The sequence below is a fragment of the Kutzneria sp. NPDC052558 genome (assembly GCF_044547355.1).
Lineage (GTDB): Bacteria > Actinomycetota > Actinomycetes > Mycobacteriales > Pseudonocardiaceae > Kutzneria.
Window position 1 is genome coordinate 1 of record NZ_JBIUAG010000028.1, and the last position, 26237, is coordinate 26237.

The window sequence follows — 26237 nt, forward strand, 5'->3', positions numbered from 1 at the left end:
GGTTGGTTCTGTCGCAAGAACAATCGTCCCAAGTCAGAGGGCATCTGTGTGTCTAGGACACGGTCACACCATCAAGATTTTCGGTGGATCCAGGTCCAACGTCAGGAAGGGCCCCTTCATGACACCGAACGTCATGAAGGGGCCCTTCCTGGCGTTGAACGAGAGGATCGGTCCCTTGATCTTGGGGGGGCTAGAGGCCGGTGATGGCCTGGATGCCGAGGCTGCTGGCGGCGACGGCGATCCAGAGCAGGCCGCCGAGCAGCAGGGGGCGGGCGCCGGCCTTGCGCATGTCGGCGAACCGCAGGGACAGGCCGATGCCGGCGAGGGCGGTGGTGATCAGGAACGTGCCCAGGGCAGACAGGGCCGGGTGCCAGCTGTCGGGGATGAGGCCGGCGGTGTCGGTGGCCGCCGCGACGACGAAGCCGATCAGGAACAGCGGCACGATGCGGTGCCACGGCAGGTGCACCTCGCCGTGGCCGTTGGCGCTGTCGCGGCGGGCCTTGAGCAACGCCAGGGCGATCACGATGGGGATGATCATCAGGCTGCGGGTCAGCTTCACGACGATGGCGTACGGGCCGGCGTCGGCGCCGTAGGAGTAGGCGGCCGCGACCACGGAGGAGGTGTCGTTGACGGCGGTGCCGGCCCACAGCCCGAAGGCGTGCGGGCTCAGGCCGAGCAGGTGGCCCAGCGGCGGGAAGAGCAGCACGGCGGCGATGTTGAAGGTGAAGATCGTGCCGATGGCGTAGGCGACCTCGGTGTCCTTGGGCTTGATCACGGCCGTGGTGGCGGCGATCGCCGACGCGCCGCAGATGCCGGTGCCCACGCCGATCAGGGTCCTGGTGTCCGAGCCGATCTTCAGCCACCGGCCCAGCAGCCACGCGCCGCCCAGGGCCACCGCCAGCGTGCCGAGCATGACCGGCAGCGAGGACACGCCGACGTGCACCACTTGTTGCAGGGACAGGCCGGTGCCCAGCACCACGATCGACAGCTGGAGCACGCCCTTCGAGGCCAGGGTGTAGCCCGGCGTGAGGGTGGCCGACCGCAGCGGCTTGATCACCGTGGCCGCGAGCACGCCCAGCACGATCGCGAACACCGGGCCGCCGATCACCGGGGCCAGCAGGCCAAGGCCCGTCGCCGCCGCCGCGACCGCCACCGTGATCGCCAGCCCCGGCAGCCGGGTCGTCAGCGAGGTCTGCGGTGCCGCGGGCAGCGTGCGGGCCATGGGTCGCCTCCTAATGTCCGTACATTTAAGCTACGATATGTACGGACATTGCACAACCGGTAGCGTTCTCCTCGTGGCGGGGCGCACATTGGACCGATCCGGGTCGACGCCGCTGTGGCAGCAGCTCCAGCGCTCACTGCTCGACCGGCTCTCCACCGGCGAGTTCTCCGAGCAGTTCCCGGGCGAGCTGGCCCTGGTCGAGGAGTACGACGTCAGCCGCTCCACCGTGCGGCAGGCGCTGCGCCAGCTCCGGGCCGACGGCGTGATCGTCGCCGAGCGCGGCCGCCAGCCCCGGGTCGCCCCCGTGCCCGAGATCCATCAGCCCGTCGGAGCCCTCTACAGCCTCTTTGCCTCCGTCGAGGCCGCCGGCCTGTCCCAGGACTCCGTCGTCCGCGCCCTCGACGTCCGGGCCGACGCCCTCGTCGCCGAACGTCTCGGGCTGGAGGGCTCGACGCCGCTGGTCTACCTCGAACGCCTCCGCCTGGCCGGCGACGACCCCCTCGCCATCGACCGAGTCTGGCTGCCCGCATCCATCGCCACTCCCCTGCTCGACGCCGACTTCCGCCACACCAGCCTCTATGGCGAGCTCGCCACCCGCACCGGCATCCGCCTCGATGCCGGACACGAGGACGTGCACGCCGTTGTGCCTTCCCCCGCCGAGTCCGCCCAGCTCCGCTGCCCCGCCGGCACCGCCCTGTTCGCCATCAACCGCCTCGGTCTCTCCCAGGGCCGCCCGGTCGAATGGCGGCAGACCCTGGTCCGCGGCGACCGCTTCGCCCTCACCGCCGAGTTCACCGCTCAGTTCGGATACCGCTTCACCCAGCCGCAAACTGGGTGATCATTGGCCACGTGATCGAGTACCCGGGATTCGGCGTGGTGCTGCGGCGGCTCATGGAACACCGCGGCTTGAGCGAGCCGGCCGGCGTAACGGCCGAGGAGTTACGTGAGGTCCTGGACGGCGCGACGCCGAGCCGGCCGCTGATCGAGGCGCTGGCGGCGGCGTTCGACCTGCGCGTGCCGGACATGCTGGTACTGGCCCAACTGCCGGTGCCGGAGGAGTTGACACCGCTGGATCCGAACGCCGGTGGCGGTGTGCGAGACACGTTGTATCGCCTGGCGAAGGCACGGCCGAGACAGGTGCGCAGAGTGATTCGGCTGGTGAGGTCGCTGCCGCAACAACCCCGCACCGAGCCGACACCGCCGCGGCACCCCTACGAACAGTATGAACCGAGCATCGGCGCGGTGCTGGTCCTCATGCTCGAGAACCGCAACCTCAGGACCCTCCATGCGGCGATGGCTCTCGCCATGACAACACCCCTGTACCTCTCCGCGGCCACGTACCCCAGCCTGGGCAGGGGGCAGGCCCAGCCGAGGCCCGAATGGGTCAGGGACATCGCGATCCTGCTCGGCATCCCGCCCGGCGACCTGGCCGCGATCGCGGGCATGGCCCAGCCGCCGGAGGACCGCTGGCGGCACCCGGCCGCGGCCGAGATCGCCGAACTGGTGTGGGAGATGCGCCGGCTGACCGCGGACCAGGCCGCCATGATCGCCACCAAGCTCCGTTACCGCAGCTTGCGGGCGGCCTGCTGGGCGTTGCTGCGCTCCCGGCGGGCCTGAGCGTCGGGCGTCATCGGACGGCCGAGAGGAGGGCGTGGGCGGTGTGGGAGGTGGGGCGGGCGACGAGGTCGGAAGGGGTGCCGGAGAACAGGATTCGGCCGCCGGCGGTGCCGCCTTCTGGGCCGAGGTCGATAATCCAGTCGGCCCGGGCGATGACCTCCAGGCTGTGCTCGATGACGATGACGGTGGCGCCGCGGGAGTCGACGAGGTGGTCGAGGACGCCGATGAGGCGGTCCACATCGGACATGTGCAGGCCGGTGGTGGGTTCGTCGAACACGTAGACGGCGCCGCAGCGGTGCAGGTGGGAGGCGAGCTTGATGCGCTGGCACTCGCCGCCGGACAGGCTGGGCAGGGGCTGCCCGATGCGGAGGTAGTCCAGCCCGACGTCGATCAGTCCACTGAGGACGGCAGCGACGGGCCGGTTGCCCTGGAAGAACTCGGCGGCCTGGGCGACGGTCATGTCGAGCACGTCGCCGATCGACGAGCCGTTCAACCGGTAGCCGAGGACCTCGGGGGAATAGCGCCGGCCCTCGCAGGCCCCGCAGACGGAGGCGATGCCTTCCAGGAAGGCGAGATCGGTGACGGTCACGCCGGCGCCTTCGCATTCGGGGCAGGCGCCGGCGGAGTTGGCGCTGAACAGGCCGGGGCTGACGCCGTTGGCCTTGGCGAAGGCCTTGCGGATGTGGTCGAGCACGCCGGTGTAGGTGGCGATGCTGGACCGGCGGTTGGCGGTGGGGGCGGACTGGTCGACAACGACGGCGTCGGGGTAGCGAGAGCAGAAAGCGCCGTATATCAACGAAGACTTGCCGGAGCCGGCGACGCCGGTGACGGCGGTCAGCACGCCGGTGGGGATCTCGACACTGACGTCGCGAAGGTTGTGCAGCCAGACGTGTTCCAGCGGGAGCCACCCGCTGGGCCATCGCACCTGCGGCTTGAGTTCGGGCCGGGCCTTCAGGCAGCGGCCGGTCACGGTGCCGGAATCGGCCAGCGCGGCAACGGCTCCGGCGAACACGACCTGGCCGCCGGCCCGGCCGGCCCCGGGGCCGATGTCGACGACGTGGTCGGCGGCGGCGATGACGTCCCGGTCGTGCTCCACCACCAGGACGGTGTTCCCCTTGTCCCGCAAGGAGGTCAGCAGCCGGGTCAGCCGGCCGACGTCCCGGGCGTGCAGGCCGATGCTGGGCTCGTCGAACACGTACAGCAGATCCGACAGGGTGCTGGCCAGCTGGCGGACGATCTTGACGCGCTGGGACTCCCCGCCGGACAGGGTGTCCGTGGCGCGGTCGAGGGACAGGTAGCCGAGCCCGATCTCCACGAGGTGCCCGATCCGCTGCCGGAGGCTGGCCAGCACGGGCGCGACGGCCGGCAAGTCCAAGCCCGCCAGCCACGACAGCAGGTCTCCAGACTCCCAAGAGGACAGTTCGGCGATGGTGCGGCCGTCGATGCGACACCCCAGGGCGGCCGCCGACAGGCGGGTGCCGGCGCAGTCGGGGCAGGGTCGGGAGGTGGTGAACCGGGCGACCGTCTGCCGGGTGCGCTCGCTGGTCTCGGCGCTGTCCTTGCGCAGGTGCAGCCGCCGGAACTTCACCACCGCGCCCTCGTAGGTGGCGTTGATCTTCTGTCCGAGGTTGGCCACCTCGACGGAGCCGCCATCGCCGTACAACAGGTCCTGCCGCTCGGCCTCGGTGAACAAGGCGATCGGCTTGTCCACGTCGAAGCGGTTGGCGAAGATCTGCCAGTGCCAGTTGCCGACCTTGAAGGTGGGAGGGACCAGGGCGCCTTCGGCCAGTGACAGCCTCGGATCGAGGAAGGCCGCGAGGTCGACGTCGGTGGCCACGCCCAGCCCCTCGCAGCCAGGGCACATGCCGGCCGGCATGTTGAACGAGAACGAGTCCGCCGTCCCGACATATGGTTGGCCGGCGCGAGAGAACAGCAGTCGCAGCAGTGGCGCGATGTCGGTGATGGTGCCGACGGTCGAACGCGACCCGCCGCCGAGCCGCCGCTGGTCGACCATCACCACGGCCGGCAGGTGCTCGATCAGGTCGACGTCCGGCCGGGACCGGTGCGGCAGGAAGTTCCGCACGAACGCCGGCAGGGTCTCGTGGAACTGCCGCTGGCCCTCGGCCGCCACGGTGTCGAACACCAGCGACGACTTGCCCGAGCCGGACACGCCGGTCACCACGGTGATCACCCGCTTGGGCAGGTCGATGTCGATGCCGGTGAGATTGTGCTCGCGGGCGCCCAGCACCCTGACAAAATCCATGGCCTCAAGCGTATCGTTGAACCTCCTTGTTGAGACTTTGCCGACAACCCTGGAGAGACGTGCGCAAAACCCTCAACCGGCCCGTCGACCTGGCCCGGCTCGTCGGCGTCTCCGCGCAGCAGATCCGCAACTACCTGGACGCCGGCGTGCTGCCGCCGGCCGCTCGGTCCGAGACCGGCTACCGCCGGCTCGACGACCGGCACCGCCGGGCGCTGCTGGCCTACCGGGCGCTGGCCGACGGGCACGGTTGGGTCGCCGCCGGGGACATCATGCGCGCCGTCCACGCCGGCGACCGACCGGGCGCGCTGGCCATGATCGACGCCGAGCACGCCGAGCTGCACCGCCGGCGGGAGGCCCTCAAGCTGACCGCCGAGGCGCTGGAGACGGTGGTGGACACCGAGCCGCCGGCCCGCGCTGGCCTGCACATCGGCGAGCTGGCCGCGCACCTCGGCGTCCGCACGTCCACGCTGCGAGTCTGGGAGGACGCCGAACTCCTTGCGCCGCAACGGGATCCGGCCACCGGCTACCGTACGTACGGGCCGAAGGAGATCCGCGACGCCCGGATCATCCTGATGCTGCGCCAGGGCATGCACCGCCTCCCGCAGATCCGGCCGATCCTGGACGACCTGCGCCGCACCGGCAGCCGGGACGCGCTGCGGGCCTCGATCGCCCAGCGGCACGCGGAGATCGGCCGCCGGGCCGAGCAGATGCTGGCCGCCGCGGCCCTGCTGCACGCCTACCTGGCCGAGGAATTGCCGGTCGAACCGGCCGCCGCGCCCTGACGTCGCTGGCAGGGCCCCACGGCGCCGGGTGATGACGCCCGACGGCGTGCCGGGCCGGCTGGTCACCGATCACGCGGAAGCCAAGGCGCTGCGGGACGATCGCCGGCTGCCGGTAATTGCCTCGACACGTGCGGTGTGATGCCGGCAGGCTCATGGCTGTGTCTTCCGCTGCCGTGCACGTCGAGGTCCCACAAGTGGAAAGGCTCGTCGCCGCGCAGTTCCCGGAGTGGGGCGGGCTGCCGGTGACGCCGGTGCCGTCCTCCGGCGTCGACAACATCACCTTCCGGCTCGGCGCGGACAAGCTCATCCGGATGCCGCGGTTCGCCCGCTGGATCGGCCAGGTCACGCGGGAACAGCGGTGGCTGCCGGTGCTGGCGCCGCATCTGCCGTTGGCCGTGCCGGCTCCGCTGGGCAAGGGGCGGCCCGGCGAGGGCTATCCGTTCCCGTGGTCGGTGTACGACTGGATCGAGGGGTCGAACGCCGTCCTGTCCGCGCTCGACGACCCCGCCAAGGCCGCCGTCGACCTCGCCGACTTTCTGTTGGCACTGCGGGACATCGACCCGTCCGACGGGCCGCCGCCCGAGTGGAGCAACGGTTTCCGCGGCGTCGGGCTGCACGACCACCGTGACTCGCCGGTCGTGGACTCCTACCTCCGGGGCCGGATCTCGGTGCTGGACGGGTTTTTCGACCTCGACTCCGTGCTCGCCGTGTGGCAGGCCGGGCTTGACGCCTCCGCCTGGGACGGGCCGCCGGTCTGGGTCCACGGCGATCCCGCCCCCGCCAACCTGCTCGCCCGCGACGGCCGCCTCACCGCCGTCATCGACTTCGGCACCCTCGCCGTCGGCGATCCCGCCGTCGATCTCATTGCCGCGTGGGGCTTCCTGCCCGCGGGCGTGCGCGACGAGTTCCGCAAGCTCCTCGCCGTCGACGACGCCACCTGGGCCCGCGGCCGGGTCTGGGGCCTGACCTCCATCCTGCCGGCCAAGGCCGACCTCGCCGACCCCGTCCGAGCTTCCCTTGTCCACCAGGCTTTGACGGAGATCGTGGCGGACCTTCAGCGCTGAGCGCGTTCAAGCCACGTGGGTGACGGCGTCGCTGGAAGCGGTCCGGGCCACCCGGTAGCCGTCCATCGGCAGCGCCGGGCGGGCGTGGTGGGTCAGCACGAACACGTCGCCGTCGAAATCCCCGAACGGGGCGTCCAGGCGCTGATTCACACCGTCGGCGGAAACGGTGAGATTGTGCACGCGAAGCCCGGCCGGGGCGTGCACTTTACTGAGGGCATGGGACCGTTGGACGGAATTGTCGTTGCCGATTTCTCCCGGGTGCTGGCCGGGCCGTACGGCACGATGCTGCTGGCCGATCTGGGCGCGGACGTGATCAAGGTGGAGAGCCCGCACGGCGACGACACCCGGCAGTGGCTGCCGCCGACCGACGGGAACGGGGTCGGCACCTATTACCTCTCGGTCAACCGGAACAAGCGGTCGATCGCGCTGGACCTGGCCGATGCCGAGGACAACGCGGTCGCCCGGCGGCTGGCCGGCCGCGCCGACGTGCTGGTGCACAACCTGCGCCCGGGCGGCATGGCCCGGTTCGGCCTCGGCTACGACGACGTGGCGGCGGTGAATCCGGCGGTCGTCTACTGCTCGATCAGCGGCTTCGGCCCCGAGGCGACGCTGCCCGGCTACGACCTGCTGGTGCAGGGAGTGTCCGGCCTGATGAGCCTCACCGGAGCGCCCGACGGGCCGCCGTACCGGGCCGGCGTGGCCGTGATCGACGTGATGACCGGCCTGCACGCGGCGACCGGCATCCTGGCCGCCCTGCACCACCGGGACGTCACGGGGCAGGGCCAGCACATCGAGACCAACCTGCTGTCGGCGGCGCTGTCCTCGCTGGTCAACCAGACCTCGGCCTACGTGGCCGGCGGCGTGGCGCCCCACCGGATGGGCAACGAGCATCTCAGCCTCTACCCGTACGAGCCGATGGCCACCGGCGACGGCGAGCTGATCATCGCTGTGGGCAACGACCGCCAGTTCCGCCGGCTGGCCGCCGCTGTCGGCGCGCCCGAACTGGCCGACGATCACCGCTTCGCGACCATGGCCGTGCGCAACGCCAACCGCGAGGCGCTGCGGCCGCTGCTGCTGGCCCGGCTGGCCGCGAAGTCGGCGCAGGAGTGGTTCCGCATCCTCACCGACGCCGACATCCCGTGTGGTCCGATCAACGACGTCGCCCAGGGCGTCGAGCTGGCCACCGAGCTGGGGCTGGCCCCGGTGGTCGACGCCGGCGGCGTGCCGACGGTCCGCAACCCGCTCACGTTCTCGGCCACCCCGCCCCGCTACGACCTCGCGCCGCCGGCCCTGGACCAGCACGGCCCCGAGATCAGGGCGTGGCTTCGGGAGGGCTGACCGCCTTCTTGCCGGTGGTCCCCGAGCGGCCTACGGTTGACGCCGCCGGTTGAGAGCACAGCCCGCGCGGTTCGCTACGGGCGAGTGAGGGAGTCCCGGCCATGTCGATCAGCGTGGAACGCATCGGTTCGGTCGCCGTCGTGCACGTGACGGGCGAGGTGGACATGGCGCAGGAGAGTCGGCTCCGGGCGGTGGTGACGGAGGCGGTGGCGGCGCAGCCGGCGGGGTTGGTGCTGGACCTGAGCGATGTGACCTTCTTCGCCTCGGCCGGCCTGCACGTGCTGGTCGACCTCCAGCACGACGCGACCGTGCGCGGGCTGCACCTGCTGGTGGTGGCCGACCAGCGGGCGGTGCTGCGGCCGTTGCAGATCACCGGGGTCGATCAGTTGGTCACGGTGGTGGCTTCAGTGGATCAAGCCCTGACTCACAGCTGACGTGGTTACAGTGGCGGAGTGCCCTTCATGCGACGCCGCCGGCGTTACGACGACGGATACCATGAGCCGCGCCGGTACCGGGGCGGCGGCGGATCCTCCTGCTGGCGGGACGCCTGCCTGATCGAGAGTGGTTGCTGCATAGCGGAAAGCTGTGACGGCAACTGCCTGATCCTGGGCCTGCTGACTATTCCTCATCTTCTGGTCGCCGCCGGCTCGGCGCTGCCGCGCACCCGAAAGCCATCAGAAGTGATGATCGCGGCAATTCGGGTGTATCAGCGGGAGATCAGCGCCAACCGGCCGGCGGTGTGCCGGTTCGAACCGAGCTGCTCGGAGTACGCGGCGCAGGCCATTCGCCGGCACGGGGCCTTGCGCGGAACCCGGTTGATGATCGGCCGGCTGCTGCGCTGCCGTCCGGGCGGCCGGCGCGGCGCGGACCCTGTGCCGAGCTAGCTCACTCCTCGACGGCGCCGCCCACCCGGCGCAGGTGCTCGCGGAAGGTGAGCGCCGGGTCCGCCGCGCGCCGGGCCAGGAAGTCGGCGAAGCCGAGCTGGTCACGCAGGGTCTGGCCCTCGCGCACCAGGTCGGCCTGGCGGCGTTCCTTGTCCCGGATGCCTTCGGCCAGCGCGAGCACGTCCTCGACGTGGGCCATCGGCACGAAGATCACGCCGTCGTCGTCGGCGAACACGGCGTCGGAAGAGTCGACGACCCACTCCCCCACCCGCGCCGAGGTCAGCGCCTCGGCCGCGCGCTCCTCGGGCTGGAGCGGGCCGGTCGGCAGCGCGCCGAGGCTGTAGACCGGCAGGCCGATCGCCCGCACGTCGTCGGTGTCGCGGTGCAGGCCCCAGATCACCACGCCGGCCAGCCCGGCGGTCTGCGCCTCCTGCACGATCAGGTCGCCGACACAGGCGTGATCGCGCCGCGCGCCGTTGTCCACCACCAGCACGTCGCCGGCGGCCGCGCCCTCGATCGCCTCCAGGAAGATGTCGACGCTGCCGGCGTGCCGGGCCGGCAGCACCCGCCCGGCGGTCTTGTCGCCGGCCACCACCGGGTGAACTCCCTGGCACCGCACCGGAAGCTGGGCCCGCACGCAGGCGTCGGCGATGTGCGCGGTGGTCAGCGTCTCGAACCGCTGGCGAAGAAGATCCATGGGACGACCCTAAAACAGGGCGGCATGCCGGCGGAGTGCCGGCATGCCGCCCTTTCGTGCGTTACCTGGTGACGATGCGCGCGCCCGGGAAGATCAGGTCCGGGTCGGTGAGCGCGGCCGGGTTCAGCTCGACCAGACGCTGCCAGCCGCCGGCCACGCCGAGCTGGTCGGCGATGCCGCTGAGGGTGTCGCCGGGCTGGATCGTGTAGTCGCCGGCCGGGTTGTCGGTCGAGGCCGGCGCCTCGGCCGTGGGCCGCGGCGGGGTCAGACGCGGGGCGGCCGGCGCGCTGCGGGCCGGGGCGGAATGGCCGCCTCCACCGAACATGCAGTTCGGCCACGCGCCGGTTCCCCGTGAGCGCACCACGTTCTCGGCGACCCGGATCTGCTCCTCGCGGCTGGCCTGCGCCGGCGAGCCGGAGCCGCCGTTGGCGGCCCAGGTGCCGGGCGAGAACTGGAGGCCGCCGTAGTAGCCGTTGCCGGTGTTGGCCGACCAGCGGCCGCCGCTCTCGCAGGCGGCCACCTTGTCCCAGTTGACGCCGGAATCCGCCTGCGCGAATCCGGCCATGGGGCCGACCGACAAAACCAGCGCCGCGATTCCGGCTGCGGAACCCACGACGACCCGCCGATTCACTCGACGATGCGACATCGTTGCCTCTCCCACCGCGCCTGGCGCACGCGCCCTCCGTCCGACGGTTCCCTTCACGCGACAACGTGACCCGATCCGGTTTCCGGACGGAGCTGGGCGCTCGCCGGATCGGCACCGCTGGGCCCGTTTCCGGACCCGGCGCCAACGTAAGCAGGTGAAATCGACGTGAGCAAGGATATCGACCGGACATCGTGTCGCGATCAAAACGTGATCCGGCAGGTCGACATTCACTTGATCTTCGGAATTGGACCGCACGAATCACCCGAAACGGTGGCGTCGCCGTTTCCGGGCGTGACCTGTCCCACATCCGTAAGGATTCGACACAACCGAACCGCCCCCGGCAGGCGTAGAAAGGTGACGTGGCGCGGACGCGGTGGCGGTGGGCGGTGGTGGCCGTGGTGGCGGCGGCGCTGGTCGCCGCGCCGCTGGTGCTGGCCGCCTTGCCGGCGTCCGCGCGTCTGGACGCCGGTGTGCTACGCACCCGGGTGCTGGCCTCGGCGAACCTCCCTTACCAGGGTTACGCCGAGAGCACCGGTTCACTTGGCCTGCCCGACCTGCCGAACCTGTCCGAGGTGACGTCGCTGCTCGGCGGCGTGACCCGGCTGCGGTCCTGGTACGTGGACCCGCAGCACTGGCGGGTGGACGAGATCTCCGGCGTCGGCGAGCGCGACACCTACACCGTGCCGGGCAGCCAGTACGTCTGGGACAACGGGCAGAACCAGTACACCGAGGTCGTCGGCGACCAGCCGATCCGGCTGCCGCGCGGCGGCGACCTGCTGCCGCCCGACCTGGCCCGCCGGGTGCTGGCCGGCGAGGGGAAAGTGGCCGCACTGCCGGCACAACGCGTCGCCGGCATCGACGCCGCCGGGCTGCGGGTGACGCCGTCCGACCCACAGACGGCCATCGGCCACGTCGACATCTGGGCCGATCCCGGCACCGGCCTGCCGCTGCGGGTCGAGGTGACGGCCAAGGGCCAGGCCGCGCCGTTCGTGGTGACGGCCTTCCAGTCGGTGAGCACGCGGCGTCCCGACGACGACGTGATCACGCCGAAACCCTCGCCGGACAGCGGTTTCACCGCCACCGATGCCCCCGACGTGGCCGGCGCGTTGGGCGAGTTCCCGCTGCCGGACACGCTGGCCGGCCGCCAACTCCAGGCCGACCGCGCCGGCGGCGGCCGGGGGCTCGGCTTCTACGGCACGGGCCTGGCCGCGTTTGTCGTCGTTCCGTTGCCGCGCAACGTGTCCGACGGAGTGGTCAACGCCATCGGCAAGGTCGGCGGCAAAACCGTGACACTGCCGGCCGGCCAGGGCACACTGCTCACCATCGCCCCGCTTTCCGTGCTGGTGGAACGGTCCAACCGGCGCTCCTTCCTGGTCGCCGGCGTCGTCGACCCCGCGCTGCTGACCCAGGCCGCCGCCGAGCTGTCCACCCTGCCGAGGAGGCGCCCATGATCGTCACTCACGGGCTGACCAAACGCTACGGCTCGGTGCTCGCCGTGGACGCCGTGAACCTGAACGTGCGGCCCGGCGACCGCTACGGCTTCCTGGGGCCCAACGGTTCCGGCAAGACGACCTTGGTGCGCATGCTGTTGGGCCTGGTCTACGCCACCAGCGGCAGCATCGAGGTGCTCGACCGCCCGATGCCCCGCAGCGGCGGCGACGTGCTGCCGCAGATCGGCGCCATGGTCGAGGGTCCGGCGGCCTATCCGCACCTTTCCGGGCGCAGGAACCTGTCCCTGCTCGACGCCGGCGGCCCCGGCGGCAGCCGGCGCACCCGGCGCGATCGGATCGAGGAAGCCCTGTCCCAGGTCGGGCTTTCCGGCATCGACCGCCGTCCGGTGAAGGCGTATTCGCTGGGCATGCGGCAGCGGCTGGGGCTGGCCGCCGCCCTGCTGCGCAAACCCCGGCTGCTCATTCTGGACGAGCCCACCAACGGCCTGGATCCCAAGGGAATCCGCGAGATCCGGGACCTGCTGATCGCCCTCAACCAGGCCGGCACCACCGTCTTCCTGTCCAGTCACCTGCTGTCCGAGGTCGAGCAGCTGTGCACCCGGGTCGGCATCGTCGACCGCGGACGCCTTGTCCTGGAAGAGGAACTGGACACGGTGCGCGGCGCCACCGGCCTCATCGAGCTGCGCAGCCCCGACGCCGCCGACGTGGCCTCGCTGCTCAACGGTCAACTCGTCACCCGGGAGGGCGAGAACCTGCTGATACGCCACGAGGATCCCGCCGCCCTCAACGCCATGCTGGTCGCCGCCGGCCTGCGGGTCGCGGCGATCACCGAGCAACGCAGGACCTTGGAACAGGTGGTCCTGGAGGTGACCGGGGCCGGCTCGGACCGGGTGGACGCGTCATGATCACCGTCGAACTGCGCAAACTCGTGCTGCGGCCCCGGATCTGGGTCAACATCCTGCTGCTGTGCGCGCTGCCGATCATCGTCGGCGTGTTCCTCAAGACGGCCGACTTCGCGCCCCCGCCGGGCCAGGGCGGGGCGTTCCTGTCGGCCGTGCGGGGCAACGGGTTGCTCTTCCCGGCCGCGGCGCTGGCCTTGGTGCTGCCCATTTTCCTGCCGCTGTCGGTGGCGGTGGTGGCCGGCGACTCGATCGCCGGCGAGGCGGTCGGCGGCACGCTGCGCTACCTGCTGATCCGGCCGGTCGGGCGGACCCGGCTGCTCACGGCCAAGATCATCGCGTTGGTGGCCTTCGTGCTGCTGGCCATCGCCTGCGTGGTCGTGTCCTCGCTGGTCGTGGGCGTGATCCTGTTCGGCGCCGGCACGAGCGCCGCCGGCGGGGCGGCCGCGGGCGCGGCCACCTCGCTGTCGGGCATCTCCCTCACGCACACGCAGCTCACCGTGCGGCTGCTGTACTCCATCGGCTACATCGTCGTGGCCATGATCGGCTTCGGCGCGATCGGCCTTTTCCTGTCCACGCTGACCAGTTCGTCCCTGGGCGCGGCGCTGGGCGCGCTGTCGATCCTGATCACCAGCGCCGTGCTCCAGACCCTGGACGCGGCCGCCGCGGTCCGGCCCTACCTGCCCACCGACTACTGGCTGTCGTGGGTGGACTTCTTCCGCGACCCCATCTTCTGGGACTCCATCGACAAGGGCCTGCTGTTACAGGCCGGCTACGTCGCGGTCTTCTTCGGCGCGGCCTGGGCCAACCTCGCCACCAAGGACATCACCTCGTGATCAGCCGAGGTCGCGCACGAAGACGTTGCCGCTGATCGCGTTGTCCGGCAGGCCGGTGGGCACCCAGTTGTGCGCGTACGAGACGAACGCGATGTGCCGGCCGTCGGCGGAGATCGACGGCGTCACCGAACTGCGGTCGCCCTGGGTTCCGTCGGTGGCCACGCTGATCAGGCTCGTGGTCGCGGTGTCGCGGTCCCAGCGGAACACGTCCCACGCGTAGTTGACGTCGCCGGGCACCAGATCGTCCCCGCCGGTCTCGTACGCGACGTAGCGGCCGTCCGGGGTGATCGACGGCAGGATGTCCGGGGTGGTGCCGCCGGGCCGCTGCTGGCCGTTCGGGCCGACGCTGATCCGCGTGACCGTGTTCCGCGTGCGGTCGAACAGGAACATGTCGCTGCTGTTGTTGGTGTCGCCCGGCACCAGGTTCGACGCGTACGAGGTGTACGCGAAGTAGCGGCCGTCGGCCGAGATCGCCACGTACCGGCTGGGGCGGTTGCCTTCCGTGCCATCGGGATTGAGGCTGACCCGGTCGGTGCGCCCGGACAGCCGGTCGTGCACGAACACGTCGGTGGCCCGGTTGGTGTCCGGGAACAGGGCGATGTTCGAGGCGTCCGACTCGAACGCGACGTACTCACCGTCGGCCGAGATCGACGGCCGCTGGCTGATTCCGTTGCCCTGGAAGCGGTTCGAGTCGATGCTGACCCGGATGGTGTAGCCGCTGGCCCGTTCGGTCTCGAACACGTCGTGCACGCCGTTGGTGTCGTCGCTGACGATGTTGCTCGCGTACGAGTCGAACGCGATGTAGTCGCCGTCGGCCGAGATCACCGGGTGGAAGCTCTGGCTGTTGGCCTGCTCGCCGGTCCAGCCACCCGTCCAGCCCCGGCTGACCAGGCTCGTCGCGCCGGTCACCAGGTCGTGCAGGAACACGTCCTGCGCCCGGTTGGTGTCGCTCGCGATCAGATTCGTGGCGTCGGACAGGAAAACCACGTAGCGGCCGTCGGCCGAGATCGACGGGGCCCAGCTCCGGTCGTTGGCCTGCGCGCCGGTCGAGTCGACGCTGACCCGGGTGGTGACGCCGGTCTGCCGGTCCCGCACGAACACGTCGGTGGCCCGGTTGGTGTCGCCGGCCACGATGTTCGGGGCGCCGGAGGCGAAGGCCACGTAGCGGCCGTCGGGGGTGATCGCCGGCAGGGAGCTGCCGCCGGCCGCGGTGCCGTCAGTGGCCACGCTCAGCAGCGTCGTCGTGGCCGGCGCGGGGTCCGCCTGCGCGAGGCCGGCCGGGGCCAGTGCCAGCACGGCCAGCACGGTCAGGGTGCGTCGCATCAGCCGGCCAACTCTCGGACGTAGACGTTGGAGCTCAGCCCGAACTCGGACACGCCGGGCACGAAGTTCTTGGCCGTCGAGGCGAAGGCGAGATGCCGGCCGTCGGCCGAGAAGGCCGGTTCGAACGAGCCGTAGTCGCCCAAGGCGCCGTCGGTGGCGACGCTGGCCCAGGACGTGGTGGCGGTGGCCCGGTCCCAGAGGTAGACGTCCCCCGCGTAGTTGTGGTCGCCCGGCACCAGTTCGTCCATGGCGGATTCGTAGGCCACGAAACGGCCGTCGGTCGAGATCGCCGGGAAGATGTTGGTGGTGGTGCCGTGTCGCAGCTGCTGGCCGGCCGGGTCGAGGTCGATCCGGGTGGTGGTCGAGGTTTCCCGGTCGTACAGGAAGATGTCGTTCTCGTCGTTGGTGTCGCCCGGCACGAGGGTCGAGGCGTACGAGATGTAGACGACCCAGCGGCCGTCGCCGGAGATCCGGGCGAACCGGCTGACGCTGTCGCCCTGGGCCCCGCCGGCCCCGATGCTGACCCGTTCGGTGCGCGAGTCCAGGCGGTCGTGCACGAAGACGTCGCCGTAGTGGTTGGTGTCGCCGAGAACGAGGTTGCTGGCCTCGGAGGCGAACGAGACGTAGCGGCCGTCGGCCGAGATGGACGGCTGCCAGCTCAACCCGTTGGACTCCAGGCCGTTCGCGTCGACGCTGACCCGCGAGAGGGTGTTCCACTGGCGGCTGTACTCGAAGATGTCGGACTGGCCGTTGTCGTCGTGGGCGATCAGGTTGCTCGCGTCCGACTCGAAGGCGACGAACAGCCCGTCGGTCGAGATCACCGGACGGTAGCTGCCGGAGTTGGCCTGGTCGCCGACCGAGCCCACGCTGATCTTGCTGGTCGTGCCGGTCTGGGTGTCGTGCAGGAAGACGTCCGACCGCCGGTTGGTGTCGCCCGGCACCAGGTTCGAGGCGTACGAGCTGAACACCACGTAGCGGCCGTCACCGGAGATCGAGGGGGCCTGGCTCACGTTGTCGGCCTGCGCGCCGGTCGAGGAGACGCTGACCCGGGTGGTGACGCCGGTCTGCCGATCCCGCACGAACACGTCGGTGGCCCGGTTGGTGTCACCGGGGACGAGGCCGGGCGAGTCGGAGGTGAAGGCCACGAACCGGCCGTCGGCCGAGATCGACGGCTCGCCGCTGCTGCCGTGGCTCGGCGTCACACCGTCGGGTTCGAAGCTGACCAGCGTCGTGGTGCCCGGCGTGCTGTCAGCGTACGCGACGGCCGGCGGCGTCAGCGCGACCAGCGCCAACACCGTGATGATGCGTCTCATTGCTGTCCTTCTGCTCGATTTGCCGCAGCTTGTCGGGATCGGTGGCGGCCGAGCATCGGGACATTCCCTATGAAACACCCTCCCTAGGACATTCGGACGGCGCGGTGAGCGTCGCCTGGCCCAGCCCGGCCAGGACCAGGGCGATCACCCGGGCGTCGGTCGGCAGCTGCTCGTGGGCCACCCGCACGCCGGGGCAGAGCTGTTGCAGGGACACGTTGATCGCGCCGGTCAGGCGGGCCGTGTCGGGCGGGGTGACGGTCTGGTCGTCCTCGGTCCAGATCGACATCCACGGCAGCCCGGCCGCGCCGCCGATGGGCGCGAGCACGGGGCTGCCCGGGGCCAGCTGCTGGCAGGCCGTCGGACAGGCGCCGGGGGCCAGCGCGTTGCCGGCGGCCGCCAGCTGCGTGCCGTGCAGCGGGGAGCCGAGGGTGATCACCCGGCGGGCCCGCTTCGCCCCGTTGTCGTCGGCGATCCAGAGCTTGGTCACCACGCCGCCGGCCGAGTAGCCGACGATGTCGACCGACGGGCTGCCGGCGGCGATCGCGTCGTCGACCGCCTTGTCCAGCACCGAAACCTGTTGCAGCAGGTCACCCGTGCCGTCTCCGGGCAGCGTCAGGATCTGCGCCTGCCGTCCGTCGGCGCGGATCCGGTCGGCCAGGGGTTGCAGCGAGTTCCGGTCGCCGCCGAAGCCCGGCACCAGGATCACCGTGCCCGGCTTGTCGGTGCGGATCGCCGTCACCGGGCCCGGCATCAGCGCGGCCACGATGACCACCACCAGCGCCGCCACCGCCGCCGCGATCAGGGCGAACAGCAACCGTCGCCGGGGACTCAGGGCTCGCCAGTGCACACTTCATCATCCGGTCAGCGCAGAAGGTCCAGCAACTGGGTCGTAGCTATCGTTCATGGGGCGAGGATGCGGGGCCGACCGGCGGACGTTGTCGCTGTTTTCGCAAAGGAGTGGCCTGTGGTCGAGATCGGGGACGTCGAGGCGGCGGCCGAGCGGATCGCCGGGCACGTGCTGCGCACGCCGACCCTGCCCAGCCCCGGGCTGTCCGCGCTGCTCGGCGTGCCGGTGACGGCCAAGCTGGAGCTGCTCCAGCTCGGCGGGTCGTTCAAGGCCCGCGGGGCGGCGGCGAAGCTGCTCACGCTCACCGAGGCCGAGCGCGCCGCCGGTGTCGTCGCGGTCAGCGGCGGCAACCACGCCATCGGGGTGGCGCTGATGGCCGAGGCGCTCAACGTGCGCGCGACCGTGGTCATGCCCAAGACCGCCCCCGCCCGCTCGGTCGAGGCCACCCGCGCCTTCGGGGCCGACGTGCGGCTCACCGACGACGTCACCGCCGCCTTCGTGCTGACCGAGGAGCTCCAGCAGAGTGGCCTGACCCTCGTGCACCCCTTCGCCGATCCCGTGGTCTTGGCCGGTCAGGGCACCGTCGGTCTGGAGTTGAGCGACGACGCCGACAAGCTGACCGATGTCCTCGTGAGCATCGGCGGCGGCGCCCTGATCTCCGGCGTCGCCGTCGCCCTGACCGCCCGTCGGCCCGGAATTCGCGTCTGGGGCGTGGAAACCGAGGGCGCCCGAACCATGTCCGACGCCCTGGCCGCCGGCCGCCCCGTGCCGACCAAGCTGTCGTCCTTCGTGTCGACGCTCTGCGCCCCGGCCACCTCGCCGCTGGCCTACGACCATGTGTCCACATTGGTCACCGATGTGCTGACCGTGTCGGATTCCCAGGCTGTGCAAGGAACCTTGGAGCTGGCCGAGCACGCCAAGGTCTGGGCCGAGCCCGCCGCCGGCTGCCTCATGCCCGCCGCCCGCCTCGTGCTGGACAAGGTCGGCCCCGACGCCCGACTCGGCCTCGTCCTGTGCGGCGGCAACGCCGCCTTCTCCGACATCGTGCGATGGTCCGCGTGACCACCACCCGTGACGGCTGCCCCGTCGAGCTCTACGCCCTACTTCCCGCCGCCGGCGAGCCCGAGATCATCCACCGGGCCCTCCCGCCCGGCGCGACCGTAGTGGATCTCGGCGCCGGCGCCGGCCGCATCGCGCAACCCCTTGCCGCGCTGGGACATCCCGTCACCGGCGTCGACAACTCCCCCGAGATGCTGGCCCACCTCCGGGATGTCGAGCCCGTCCTCTCCGACATCGAGTCCCTACGCCTGGACCGCCGCTTCGACGCCGCCCTACTGGCCAGCAACCTCATCAACACCCCGGATCCCTCGCTGCGACAAGCCTTTCTGGCCACCGCCGCCCACCATTGCGATCTCGTCGTCGTGCAGTGGACCCCACCCGCCTGGTTCGACTCCCTCGACACCGCCCCACGCCGGCTGGGATCCGTCACCATCAGCGTCCGCGACATCGTCCGCACCGGCGACCTCGTCTCCGCCACCGCCCACTACGACACCCCCGACCACCACTGGGAGCACCCCTACACCGCCCTCCGGCTGTCCACTTCGGACGTCGAGGCCGAGCTGGCCGCCGCCGGGCTTCGGTTGGACCGGTGGCTGACCGAGGATCAGAGCTGGTTCGTCGCCATGGCCCCGAACCAGCGGTCGAGCGCGGCGGTCAGGCCCTCGGCGTCGGGGTCGTCGGATGCCCAGGCCACGTAGTTGTCGGGCCTGATCAGGAGGGCGGCCGGCAGGCCTTCGAGCGGCTCGGCGGTGATCACGTCCACCGGGCCCTGGAAGCGGTCCAAAGTGCCGGTGAAGTCGAGCAGCAGGGGGCGAGCCGTGCGCGCCAGTTCGGCCAGGCGGACCGGGCCGTCGGGGGTCACCAGGTCCATGGGCGGGGCGAAGCGGCCGACCAGCGGGTGGGCGTCGGCGATGCCCATGTCGTAGCGAATGTCCGAGCCAGCAAGCAATTCCGCCACCCGGCGCACCGTGGACGCGTCGGCCAGCATCTCGCCGAACAGGGTGCGCAGGGCGGTGACGTCGCTGCCGGGCGCGAGCAGGGCGGCGGTCGCCGACGCGTAGACGACCAGGCGTTCGGCGGCGATGCGGCGTTCGCGGTCGTAGGTGTCGAGCAGGCCGTCGGGGGCGGTTGCCTCGATGGCGGCGGCCAGCTTCCAGGCGAGGTTGGCGGCGTCCTGCATGCCGAGGTTGAGGCCGCCGCCACCGGCCGAGTAGATGTGCGCGGCGTCGCCCAGCAGGAACACCCGACCGTCCCGGAACCGCTCGGCGATCCGGGTGTTGCCCTTGGTCAGGCGGTTGAGCAGATGCGGCCCGTCGCCGGTCGGCTCGCCGAGCGGCAGGTCCACCCCGAGCACCCGGCGCACGCTGGCCCGCATCTCGTCCATGGTCAGGGGTTCGTCGGCCTCCGGCTGGTCCCACTCGGTGGTGGCGATCGTCGGCGGATGATCCGGCAGCGGCGCGTAGGAGAAGCCGCCCTGCTCGGTGCGAATCCCGATGAACGGCAACGCGATGCCGTGCCCGGGGACCTTCAGTCCTAGCGTCACCGGGTCGATCCAGTCCGCCGGCACGATCGCGTGCGCCATGCGCAGCGTCGTCCGATCGTAGGTGACGCCCGGGAAGTCGATCCCGCACAGCTTGCGCACCGCGCTGCGGGCCCCGTCCGCGCCGACGAGATACTTGGCACGCAACGAATAGCGCCCCTCCGGGCCATCGACCCGCACCGTCACGCCATCGCCATCCTGTTCCAGGCCAACGAGTTCGTGCCCGGTCCGGATCTCCACGCCCAGCGCCAACGCCCGCTCGGTCAGGACGGCGACGATCTTCCGCTGGGGCACCGGCAGCACGTGCAGCGGGCTCCGGTCCAGCAGACCCAGGTTCAAATACATGCCGGCGTAAGGAAAGTAGCCGCTGTTCGGCTGCGGCGGGCCGGGCCGTCCGGCCAGCGCCTCGTACAGGCCGCGGTGGTCGACCAGCCGCACCACCTCGCCGACCAGGCCGTTGGCCTTGGGCTCACGGCTCGGCTCCGCCAGCCGCTCCAACACCACCGGCCGCTGCCCCGCCAACGCCAGTTCGCAGGCCAGCATCAGTCCGTTCGGGCCGCCGCCCGCGATGATCACGTTCATGACTCCCCCTCCGGCACGGGCAGTCCCCGGCCGATTTCCGTAAAAGCTCGTTCCAGCACCTCGATCACCGACCCCGTCGGGTCGTTGACCATCCAGTGCCGCATCGCCGTGGCGATCGCCGCCGCCGACACCGACGCCGCCAGCCGCGGAAACAGATCCCGCTCCACGTCCAGCCCCAGCCGCTCCGCGATCGCCGCCGCCAGCTCCTCCTTGGCGATGTCGTCGGCCCGCAGCAACTCGGCGTGCAGTGACGGATGCGCCAGCACCAACTTCACCCGTGCCATATAGGCCTCGTCACGGGGCGACGCCCCGCCGCCCACGCCGCTGCTGGCCGACTCCGACTCGCGGCCCGGCCCAGCCGCCTCGGACCCACCAGCGCGCAGGCTCTTGCTCGCCGCCGCGAACACCGACGGCCACAGCGGCTCACTCGCCGGCTGGGCCCGCAGTTCGTCGGCCACGACCAGCGCCCGTTCGAGGTGGCTGGCGGCGACCGCCTCCGCCTTGCTGGCGAAGTAGTTGCGGAAGGTCCGCTCGGACACGTTCGCCGCCGCCGCGATGTCCTCGACCGACACCTGCTCCCAGCCGCGCTCGATCACCAGGCGGATCGTCGCCTGGCTCAACGCCAGCCGGGTCTCCCGCTTCTTCCGCTCCCGCAACCCCGTCACGCCGGCCACAGTACCCACAATCTTGCCAATCCAGCAACTTTTCTCTCATGGCACACTTTCCGCCACGGCAATATTCTCGAAAGCAAACGCCACATGTGGACCACATTCGACTCCCTTCGCCACATGTGGCGAAAAAGGAGGGGGCGGTGCGCGGCGGATGGGCGGCGGGGAGAGGTGGCGGGCGGGGGGTGAGCGTGCGAAGAGTGGGCGAGGTCGAGGTCAGGGGCGGGCGGCGCGGGTCTTGGTGCGGCCGGCGCTGACCACCGCCCCGGCGGTGCGGTCGAGGCGGAGGAAGAGCAGGGCCCCGACCAGGGCGATGGCGGCGCCGACGAGGAAGCCGAGGCGGAAGTCGAGGACGGTGGGAGGGCCACCGCCGGCGGCGACATTGACCACGGTGGCGGCGACGGCGACGCCCATGCCGGTGGAGAGCTGGGTGATGGTGGCGTTGAGGGTGCTGGCGGCGCTCATGCTCGCGGCCGGGACGTCGGCGAAGGCGAGGGTGTTGACGCCGGTGAACTCCAGGGAGCGGAACGCGCCGCCGAGGAAGCAGACGACCGAGATCAGCCAGTACGGCGTCGAGGGCCCGAACAGGGCGCACGCGGCCAGGGACAGGGCGACCAGGACGCCGTTGCCGACGAGCACCGGGCGGAAGCCGAACCGCCGCACGGTCGGGGTGGTGATCGTCTTCATCACGAGGTTGCCGGCGAAGACGGTCAGCACCAACAAGCCGGAGGTCACGGCGCTGAGCCCGAAGCCGACCTGGAACAGCAGCGGCAGCAGGAACGGCACCATGTTGATCGCCAGCCGGAGCAGGGAGCCCTCGGCCGAGGTCGCGGCGTAGGTGCGGATTCGCAGCGGCGAGAGGTCCAGCAAAGGCGTGGCGTGACGGAGGGCGTGGCGGACGGCCACCGCGCCGACGGCCAGGCCGATGACCAGCAGCACGGTCGGGAGCAGCCAGTTGGCCCCGCTGCCGGCCTGGTCGAGGCCGTACACCAGACAAGCGATGGACACGGCGCTCAGCGCGAAGCCGAGCCCGTCGAACGGTCGCCGCTGCCGCTGCGAGGCCGGCACCACCAGCAGCGCCGCGACCAGGGCGATCAGGCCCAGTGGCACGTTGATCAGGAAGATCCAGCGCCACGAGGCGTAGGTGGTGATCACGCCGCCGATCGGCGGGCCCAGCACCGGGGCGATCAGGCCGGGCCACGTGATGATGGCGGTGGCCGCCATCAAGTCCGCCTTCGCGGCGCCGCGCAGCACCACGGTCCGCCCCACCGGCACCATCATCGCCCCGCCGACGCCCTGCACGACCCGGGCCAGCACGAACTGCCACAGCGTCTGGGAGGCCGCGCACAGCACCGAGGCCAGCGTGAACAGCACGATCGCCACGCAGAACACCGGCCGCGCGCCGAACCGGTCGGACAGCCAGCCGCTCAGCGGGATCATCACCGCGACCGTCAGCAGGTACGCCGTGACGCCCAGGCCGGCGTCGACCGCCCCGACGTGGAACGAGCTCGCGATGCCGGGCAGGGCCGTGCTGATCACGGTGCCGTCCAGCAGCTCCATGAAGAACGAACCCGCGACGATGACCGCGACCAGTCGACTGCTCACAACCAGCAACCTAGGTAAACCTCAGGCTGCCTGTCATGCGGTATCTGGTCACACGGCGGTCGGCAGCCCGCCGATCCGCAGCAGCGCGTGCGGGTGGACGCCCTTGCCGAGCTGGCGGGCCAGCCCCTCGCGCACCTCGTCCAGCTTGATCAGCCGGGTCACCGGCCGGACCGCCAGCCCGAACGCCGACGCGGCCAGCCGGGCGTTCTGGATCGCCGCCCCGGCCAGCACGTGATCACGTGGGGAGTCGCCGCTGGTGGTGACGACCAGCACCGGGTCGGCCACCAGCCGGGCGGCGATCGAGCACACCGCGTCCGCGTACGGCTCGGCCGACATCGTGGCCAGCGGCCCCAGCTGGGCCGCCACCTGCGCCACCGGCGTGGTCTGCTGCGGCTCCAGCCACGGGGCCAGCTCGTCGGCGCACCAGCGGTCGCCGTCCATGCGTCTGCCGGCGTGCAGCACCAGGCGCGCGGTCTCCATGGCCGCGGCCCGATCGCTGAGCAGCCGCAGCTCGGTGCCGGGGCACCAGTTGGACGCGACCAGCTTGGCCACCGCCGCCGAGTCCGGCACCCACTCGGCCGGCTCGGCCCAGTACGGCGGCATCCGCTCGATCTGGCGGTGCAGCAGCGTCTCCCGGTCGGTGGCCGGGGCCGGGGACACCGCTTTCACGGTGGCCACCAGGTCCGGGGCGGTGCCGTCGCCGGCCAGCTCGATGGTCGAGCGCCAGCCCAGCACCCGCATGGCCAGGAACAGGTTGGCCAGGGCCGTGCCGCAGTACAGCAGCCGGTTCACGCCCGCGCGCTCGTAGCGCGTGCCCGGGCCCAACTCGAACAGGGAGGCGGCCCGCTCGCCCAGCTGAAGCACGTACGGCCGCTCGGGGTGCAGCACCGGGGCGTGCCGAATGGCGTTGAGCAGCGTGGTCGCCTCGAACTTGGTCCACTGGTCACCGGAATTGCGCCGGGTCAGCACCACGGTCCCTCCGAACGTCGCCGGTCTGGCTGAGATCACTCCCGAACGTGAAGACGCCTCCAGGCCACATGTTGTTCACTTCTTTCGACAGGACCTTCGACACTGCCACGGTTCGCGGGCCTCTGACTAGAGTTGGGTGTGCCCACCCGAGTGTTTCTGGTCGACGACCACGAGATCGTCCGGCGCGGCATCGCCGACCTGCTCGACGACGAGCCCGACCTGCTGGTCTGCGGCGAGGCCGCCTCCGCCGCCGAGGCGCTGGCCCGGATCCCCGCGACCCGGCCGGACGTGGCGGTGCTGGACGTGCGCCTGCCCGACGGCAACGGGGTCGAGCTGTGCCGTGAGCTGCGGGCCCGGACGCCCGAACTGCACTGCCTGATGCTCACCTCGTTCTCCGACGACGAGGCCCTGCTCGACGCGATCATGGCCGGCGCCGCCGGCTTCGTGCTCAAGCAGGTCCTCGGCCACGACCTGCTGGCCGCCATCCGCACTGTAGCGGGTGGTCAGTCCCTATTGGACGGTCGCACCACCGCCGCCCTCATGAACCGCCTGCGCCGCCAGCGCGACGACGCCGACCCGCTGCGCGAACTGTCCGATCAGGAGCGCACCGTGCTGGAGCTCATCGGCGACGGCCTGACCAACCGCCAGATCGCCGAACGCATGTTCCTGGCCGAGAAGACCGTGAAGAACTACGTCTCGCACCTGCTGGCCAAGCTCGGCATGCAGCGCCGCACCCAGGTCGCCGTGTTGGCGACGGAACTCCGCAGCCGCGACCGCAACTGAGCAGCCCCCGATTCAAGCCTACGCGGCGAACCTGGCAACGGCGGCCGAGTGCTGGTCACCGGGGACTGCCAGGTTGATCTGGTTGGATTGATTCGGGGGCTGCTCATGACGACACGCGCCAGACTCCCGGGCCGCTAGGGCAGGGGCACGCGCCAGGTCAGGAGGGTGCCGCCGGATTCCCTTGCCGTCACGTCAAGGGTGCCGCGGCAGGCGCGGGCCCGCTCCGCCAGGTTGGCCAGGCCGCTGCGGCGCACGTCGGAGGGGATGCCGACGCCGTCGTCGCCGACGCGGATGACGAGGTCCTCGCCGGCGTCGACGGCGAGGGTGAGTTCGGTGGCGCCGGCGTGGCGGAGGGCGTTGCTCAGCGCTTCCCGGACCACGGCGTCGGCGTGTTCGGCGACGGACGGCGGCACGAGGGTGTCGACGGCGCCGGAGATCCGCACCGACGGGGTGGGGGTGGCGTCGGCGGTGAGCTCGGCGACGGTGTCCAACAGCCTGCGGCGCAAGCCTTCCATGCCGTTCCCGCCGGAGGTGTGCAGGTCGAAGATGGACGTGCGGATCTCCCGCACGGTCTCGTCGAGCTGCTCGACGGCCTTCTGGATCCGGGCCCGCACATCGGGATCGGCGGCGCGGCGCAGGGTGCCCTGAAGGCCGAGGCCGGTGGCGAAAAGCCGTTGGATGACATGGTCGTGCAGGTCCCGGGCGATCCGGTCACGGTCGGCGAGCACGGCCAGAAGCCACTGGGTGCGCTGCTTCTCGGCGAACTCGATGGCCACGGCGGCCTGGTCGGCGAACGAGCTGAGCAGCGGCACCTCGGAGGGCTCCAGGGCCCGGGATCCCTTGTTGCGCACGGCGATCAGCACGCCGGTGGCCCCGCCGGCCGACCGCAGGGCGACGGCGACGGCCGGCCCGAAGCCGACGGCGTCGGGGCCGAACTCGCCGCCGAGTTCCTCGGCCAGGGCGGGAATCAGCCGCGGCACGCCGTCACGGGTGATCGCGGCCAGCGCGGAATCCCCGTCGGCCAGCTGCCGGCCGACCAGCGAGGGCCCGCCGGGCCCGGCGTAGGAGTGCACGCGCAGCACGTCGTCTTCCTCGTCCACCAACAGGATCAGCGCGTGGTCGGCGACCGCGAGGTCCCGCACCCGGTTGGCCACCATCTGCAACGCGTCGGTGGCGGTGCAGCCGGCCAGCAGCTCGGCCCGGACCTCCGATGACGCCTCCAGCCACCGCTGCCGCCGCCGGCTCTGCTCGAACAGCCGCGCGTTCTCCACGGCCACCCCGGCCGCCGTCGCGAGCGCTTCCACCACAGCCACGTCTTCCTCGGTGAACCCGCCGGAATCCCGCTTCTCGGTCAGGTACAGGTTGCCGAACACCTCGTCCCGCACCCGCACCGGCACGCCGAGGAACGTTCGCATCGGCGGATGGTGCGGCGGCAGCCCGGTCGACGCCGGGTGCGCGGCCAGATCGTCCAGCCGCAGCGGCTTGGGGTCGTGGATCAACACGCCCAGCAGCCCGTGACCCGTCGGCAGCGCGCCGATGCGCCGCCGGGTGTGCTCGTCGAAGCCCACCTCGACCAGCTCGGCCAGCTCACGATCGGGGCCGAGCACCCCCAACGCGCCGTACTGGCAGTCCACCAGATCCACGGCGGCCCGCACTATCCGGCGCAGCGTCGATTCCAGCTCGATGCCCGCCGACACCGACAGCACAGCGTCCAGCAACCCCTGCAACCGCTCCGAACGCGCAGACCCAGGTCTCCGCTCCCGCACAACCTCACTCCAGCTCCGCCCCGCGACCCCATGATGATCCAGATCCGACGCCGTCCGCGTCACCGCCGAACGGGCGTGGGCCG

26 protein-coding genes are annotated in these 26237 nt (G+C 71.4%); 13 read left to right on the forward strand and 13 right to left on the reverse strand.

Translation table 11 applies throughout. The annotated features are described in order from the left end of the window. Positions 1 to 190 precede the first annotated feature (190 nt). Positions 191 to 1222, reverse strand: coding sequence for a YeiH family protein (locus ACIG5F_RS36840; protein ID WP_396524629.1), 1032 nt, complete (start codon positions 1220 to 1222; stop codon positions 191 to 193). Positions 1223 to 1295: 73 nt separating this feature from the next. Between ACIG5F_RS36840 and ACIG5F_RS36845 the strand changes: the two genes are divergently transcribed. Both ACIG5F_RS36845 and ACIG5F_RS36850 read left to right on the forward strand, forming a co-directional pair. After that, on the forward strand, positions 1296 to 2060 hold the full coding sequence (locus ACIG5F_RS36845; RefSeq protein WP_396524630.1) for a GntR family transcriptional regulator: 765 nt from the start codon (positions 1296 to 1298) through the stop codon (positions 2058 to 2060). 11 nt (positions 2061 to 2071) lie between these two features. After that, positions 2072 to 2839 (forward strand): hypothetical protein, encoded by a 768-nt coding sequence (locus tag ACIG5F_RS36850; RefSeq protein ID WP_396524631.1) that lies wholly within the window; start codon positions 2072 to 2074, stop codon positions 2837 to 2839. A 10-nt stretch (positions 2840 to 2849) separates the two neighbouring features. Here ACIG5F_RS36850 and ACIG5F_RS36855 read toward each other — a convergent pair whose 3' ends face one another. After that, entirely contained in the window at positions 2850 to 5102 is a 2253-nt protein-coding gene (locus tag ACIG5F_RS36855) for an ATP-binding cassette domain-containing protein (RefSeq protein WP_396524632.1), read from the reverse strand. Positions 5103 to 5161: 59 nt separating this feature from the next. Between ACIG5F_RS36855 and ACIG5F_RS36860 the strand changes: the two genes are divergently transcribed. Together ACIG5F_RS36860 and ACIG5F_RS36865 are read left to right on the forward strand one after the other, a co-directional pair. Then, positions 5162 to 5884 (forward strand): MerR family transcriptional regulator, encoded by a 723-nt coding sequence (locus ACIG5F_RS36860; RefSeq protein ID WP_396524633.1) that lies wholly within the window; start codon positions 5162 to 5164, stop codon positions 5882 to 5884. 158 nt (positions 5885 to 6042) lie between these two features. Then, entirely contained in the window at positions 6043 to 6948 is a 906-nt protein-coding gene (locus ACIG5F_RS36865) for an aminoglycoside phosphotransferase family protein (protein WP_396524634.1), read from the forward strand. A gap of 6 nt (positions 6949 to 6954) precedes the next feature. Here the strand turns inward: ACIG5F_RS36865 and ACIG5F_RS36870 are convergent, their stop codons facing one another. After that, positions 6955 to 7152: a hypothetical protein gene (locus tag ACIG5F_RS36870; RefSeq protein WP_396524635.1), complete on the reverse strand. Its 198-nt coding sequence runs from the start codon at positions 7150 to 7152 to the stop codon at positions 6955 to 6957. A 12-nt stretch (positions 7153 to 7164) separates the two neighbouring features. Here ACIG5F_RS36870 and ACIG5F_RS36875 point away from each other — a divergent pair, with 12 nt between their 5' ends. The 3 genes from ACIG5F_RS36875 (at position 7165) to yidD (ending at position 9170) form a co-directional block, all read left to right on the forward strand. Then, positions 7165 to 8286, forward strand: a complete 1122-nt coding sequence (locus ACIG5F_RS36875; RefSeq protein WP_396524636.1) for a CaiB/BaiF CoA transferase family protein — start codon at positions 7165 to 7167, stop codon at positions 8284 to 8286. 101 nt (positions 8287 to 8387) lie between these two features. Next, on the forward strand, positions 8388 to 8720 hold the full coding sequence (locus ACIG5F_RS36880; protein ID WP_396524637.1) for an STAS domain-containing protein: 333 nt from the start codon (positions 8388 to 8390) through the stop codon (positions 8718 to 8720). Between the two features lie 27 nt (positions 8721 to 8747). After that, a complete protein-coding gene (gene yidD, locus ACIG5F_RS36885; RefSeq protein WP_396524758.1) occupies positions 8748 to 9170 on the forward strand; it encodes a membrane protein insertion efficiency factor YidD in 423 nt (140 codons plus the stop codon). A 1-nt stretch (position 9171) separates the two neighbouring features. Here yidD and ACIG5F_RS36890 read toward each other — a convergent pair whose 3' ends face one another. Continuing rightward, entirely contained in the window at positions 9172 to 9867 is a 696-nt protein-coding gene (locus ACIG5F_RS36890) for an RraA family protein (RefSeq protein ID WP_396524638.1), read from the reverse strand. 61 nt (positions 9868 to 9928) lie between these two features. Further along, a complete protein-coding gene (locus ACIG5F_RS36895; RefSeq protein WP_396524640.1) occupies positions 9929 to 10432 on the reverse strand; it encodes a transglycosylase family protein in 504 nt (167 codons plus the stop codon). A 440-nt stretch (positions 10433 to 10872) separates the two neighbouring features. On the opposite strand from ACIG5F_RS36895, the gene ACIG5F_RS36900 reads away from it, so the two are divergent. Genes ACIG5F_RS36900 through ACIG5F_RS36910 form a run of 3 tightly spaced genes read left to right on the forward strand, consistent with a single transcriptional unit; the run spans position 10873 to position 13699 of the window. Next, complete coding sequence (locus tag ACIG5F_RS36900) at positions 10873 to 11964, forward strand: hypothetical protein (protein WP_396524641.1); 1092 nt, start codon at positions 10873 to 10875, stop codon at positions 11962 to 11964. Continuing rightward, the gene (locus tag ACIG5F_RS36905) at positions 11961 to 12869 is read left to right on the forward strand and encodes an ABC transporter ATP-binding protein (protein WP_396524642.1); all 909 of its coding nucleotides are present in this window, start codon (positions 11961 to 11963) and stop codon (positions 12867 to 12869) included. Before ACIG5F_RS36900 ends, ACIG5F_RS36905 begins: the two co-directional genes overlap by 4 nt. Next, positions 12866 to 13699, forward strand: coding sequence for an ABC transporter permease (locus ACIG5F_RS36910; RefSeq protein WP_396524643.1), 834 nt, complete (start codon positions 12866 to 12868; stop codon positions 13697 to 13699). The genes ACIG5F_RS36905 and ACIG5F_RS36910 overlap by 4 nt, the downstream gene beginning before the upstream one ends. Here ACIG5F_RS36910 and ACIG5F_RS36915 read toward each other — a convergent pair whose 3' ends face one another. The 3 genes from ACIG5F_RS36915 to ACIG5F_RS36925 form a co-directional block, all read right to left on the reverse strand. After that, positions 13700 to 15022: a TolB family protein gene (locus ACIG5F_RS36915; RefSeq protein ID WP_396524644.1), complete on the reverse strand. Its 1323-nt coding sequence runs from the start codon at positions 15020 to 15022 to the stop codon at positions 13700 to 13702. Next, positions 15022 to 16335, reverse strand: coding sequence for a hypothetical protein (locus tag ACIG5F_RS36920; RefSeq protein ID WP_396524645.1), 1314 nt, complete (start codon positions 16333 to 16335; stop codon positions 15022 to 15024). The genes ACIG5F_RS36915 and ACIG5F_RS36920 overlap by 1 nt, the downstream gene beginning before the upstream one ends. 67 nt (positions 16336 to 16402) lie before the next feature. Next, positions 16403 to 17182, reverse strand: coding sequence for an esterase/lipase family protein (locus tag ACIG5F_RS36925; RefSeq protein ID WP_396524646.1), 780 nt, complete (start codon positions 17180 to 17182; stop codon positions 16403 to 16405). 117 nt (positions 17183 to 17299) lie between these two features. Here ACIG5F_RS36925 and ACIG5F_RS36930 point away from each other — a divergent pair, with 117 nt between their 5' ends. Next, the gene (locus ACIG5F_RS36930; RefSeq protein ID WP_396524647.1) at positions 17300 to 18244 is read left to right on the forward strand and encodes a threonine/serine dehydratase; all 945 of its coding nucleotides are present in this window, start codon (positions 17300 to 17302) and stop codon (positions 18242 to 18244) included. Beyond that, positions 18241 to 18939, forward strand: coding sequence for a class I SAM-dependent methyltransferase (locus ACIG5F_RS36935; protein ID WP_396524648.1), 699 nt, complete (start codon positions 18241 to 18243; stop codon positions 18937 to 18939). The genes ACIG5F_RS36930 and ACIG5F_RS36935 overlap by 4 nt, the downstream gene beginning before the upstream one ends. On the opposite strand, the gene ACIG5F_RS36940 is transcribed toward ACIG5F_RS36935, so the two are convergent. The 4 genes from ACIG5F_RS36940 to ACIG5F_RS36955 all read right to left on the reverse strand — a co-directional run bounded on the left by ACIG5F_RS36940 (position 18846) and on the right by ACIG5F_RS36955 (position 23608). Further along, a complete protein-coding gene (locus ACIG5F_RS36940; protein ID WP_396524649.1) occupies positions 18846 to 20363 on the reverse strand; it encodes an FAD-dependent monooxygenase in 1518 nt (505 codons plus the stop codon). The two genes, ACIG5F_RS36935 and ACIG5F_RS36940, sit on opposite strands and share 94 nt — an antisense overlap. After that, positions 20360 to 21028 carry a TetR family transcriptional regulator gene (locus ACIG5F_RS36945; RefSeq protein WP_396524650.1) on the reverse strand — a complete coding sequence of 223 codons (669 nt, stop codon included), beginning with the start codon at positions 21026 to 21028 and terminating at the stop codon, positions 20360 to 20362. The genes ACIG5F_RS36940 and ACIG5F_RS36945 overlap by 4 nt, the downstream gene beginning before the upstream one ends. Positions 21029 to 21247: 219 nt before the next feature. Continuing rightward, a complete protein-coding gene (locus ACIG5F_RS36950) occupies positions 21248 to 22636 on the reverse strand; it encodes an MFS transporter (protein ID WP_396524651.1) in 1389 nt (462 codons plus the stop codon). Positions 22637 to 22684: 48 nt separating this feature from the next. Beyond that, a complete protein-coding gene (locus ACIG5F_RS36955) occupies positions 22685 to 23608 on the reverse strand; it encodes a hypothetical protein (protein WP_396524652.1) in 924 nt (307 codons plus the stop codon). A gap of 135 nt (positions 23609 to 23743) precedes the next feature. Between ACIG5F_RS36955 and ACIG5F_RS36960 the strand changes: the two genes are divergently transcribed. Continuing rightward, positions 23744 to 24388 carry a response regulator gene (locus ACIG5F_RS36960; RefSeq protein WP_396524654.1) on the forward strand — a complete coding sequence of 215 codons (645 nt, stop codon included), beginning with the start codon at positions 23744 to 23746 and terminating at the stop codon, positions 24386 to 24388. A 134-nt stretch (positions 24389 to 24522) separates the two neighbouring features. Here the strand turns inward: ACIG5F_RS36960 and ACIG5F_RS36965 are convergent, their stop codons facing one another. After that, the gene (locus ACIG5F_RS36965) at positions 24523 to 26106 is read right to left on the reverse strand and encodes a GAF domain-containing sensor histidine kinase (RefSeq protein ID WP_396524655.1); all 1584 of its coding nucleotides are present in this window, start codon (positions 26104 to 26106) and stop codon (positions 24523 to 24525) included. Between the last annotated feature and the right edge of the window lie 131 nt (positions 26107 to 26237).

Excerpts from the sequence above, each read along its gene's own strand:
- ACIG5F_RS36840 (WP_396524629.1), bottom strand. The coding sequence starts at position 1,222 with ATGGCCCGCACGCTGCCCGCGGCACCGCAGACCTCGCTGACGACCCGG.
- ACIG5F_RS36855 (WP_396524632.1), bottom strand. The coding sequence starts at position 5,102 with ATGGATTTTGTCAGGGTGCTGGGCGCCCGCGAGCACAATCTCACCGGC.
- ACIG5F_RS36875 (WP_396524636.1), top strand. The coding sequence starts at position 7,165 with ATGGGACCGTTGGACGGAATTGTCGTTGCCGATTTCTCCCGGGTGCTG.
- ACIG5F_RS36880 (WP_396524637.1), top strand. The coding sequence starts at position 8,388 with ATGTCGATCAGCGTGGAACGCATCGGTTCGGTCGCCGTCGTGCACGTG.
- yidD (WP_396524758.1), top strand. The coding sequence starts at position 8,748 with ATGCGACGCCGCCGGCGTTACGACGACGGATACCATGAGCCGCGCCGG.
- ACIG5F_RS36890 (WP_396524638.1), bottom strand. The coding sequence starts at position 9,867 with ATGGATCTTCTTCGCCAGCGGTTCGAGACGCTGACCACCGCGCACATC.
- ACIG5F_RS36895 (WP_396524640.1), bottom strand. The coding sequence starts at position 10,432 with ATGGCCGGATTCGCGCAGGCGGATTCCGGCGTCAACTGGGACAAGGTG.
- ACIG5F_RS36905 (WP_396524642.1), top strand. The coding sequence starts at position 11,961 with ATGATCGTCACTCACGGGCTGACCAAACGCTACGGCTCGGTGCTCGCC.
- ACIG5F_RS36910 (WP_396524643.1), top strand. The coding sequence starts at position 12,866 with ATGATCACCGTCGAACTGCGCAAACTCGTGCTGCGGCCCCGGATCTGG.
- ACIG5F_RS36915 (WP_396524644.1), bottom strand. The coding sequence starts at position 15,022 with ATGCGACGCACCCTGACCGTGCTGGCCGTGCTGGCACTGGCCCCGGCC.
- ACIG5F_RS36920 (WP_396524645.1), bottom strand. The coding sequence starts at position 16,335 with ATGAGACGCATCATCACGGTGTTGGCGCTGGTCGCGCTGACGCCGCCG.
- ACIG5F_RS36940 (WP_396524649.1), bottom strand. The coding sequence starts at position 20,363 with ATGAACGTGATCATCGCGGGCGGCGGCCCGAACGGACTGATGCTGGCC.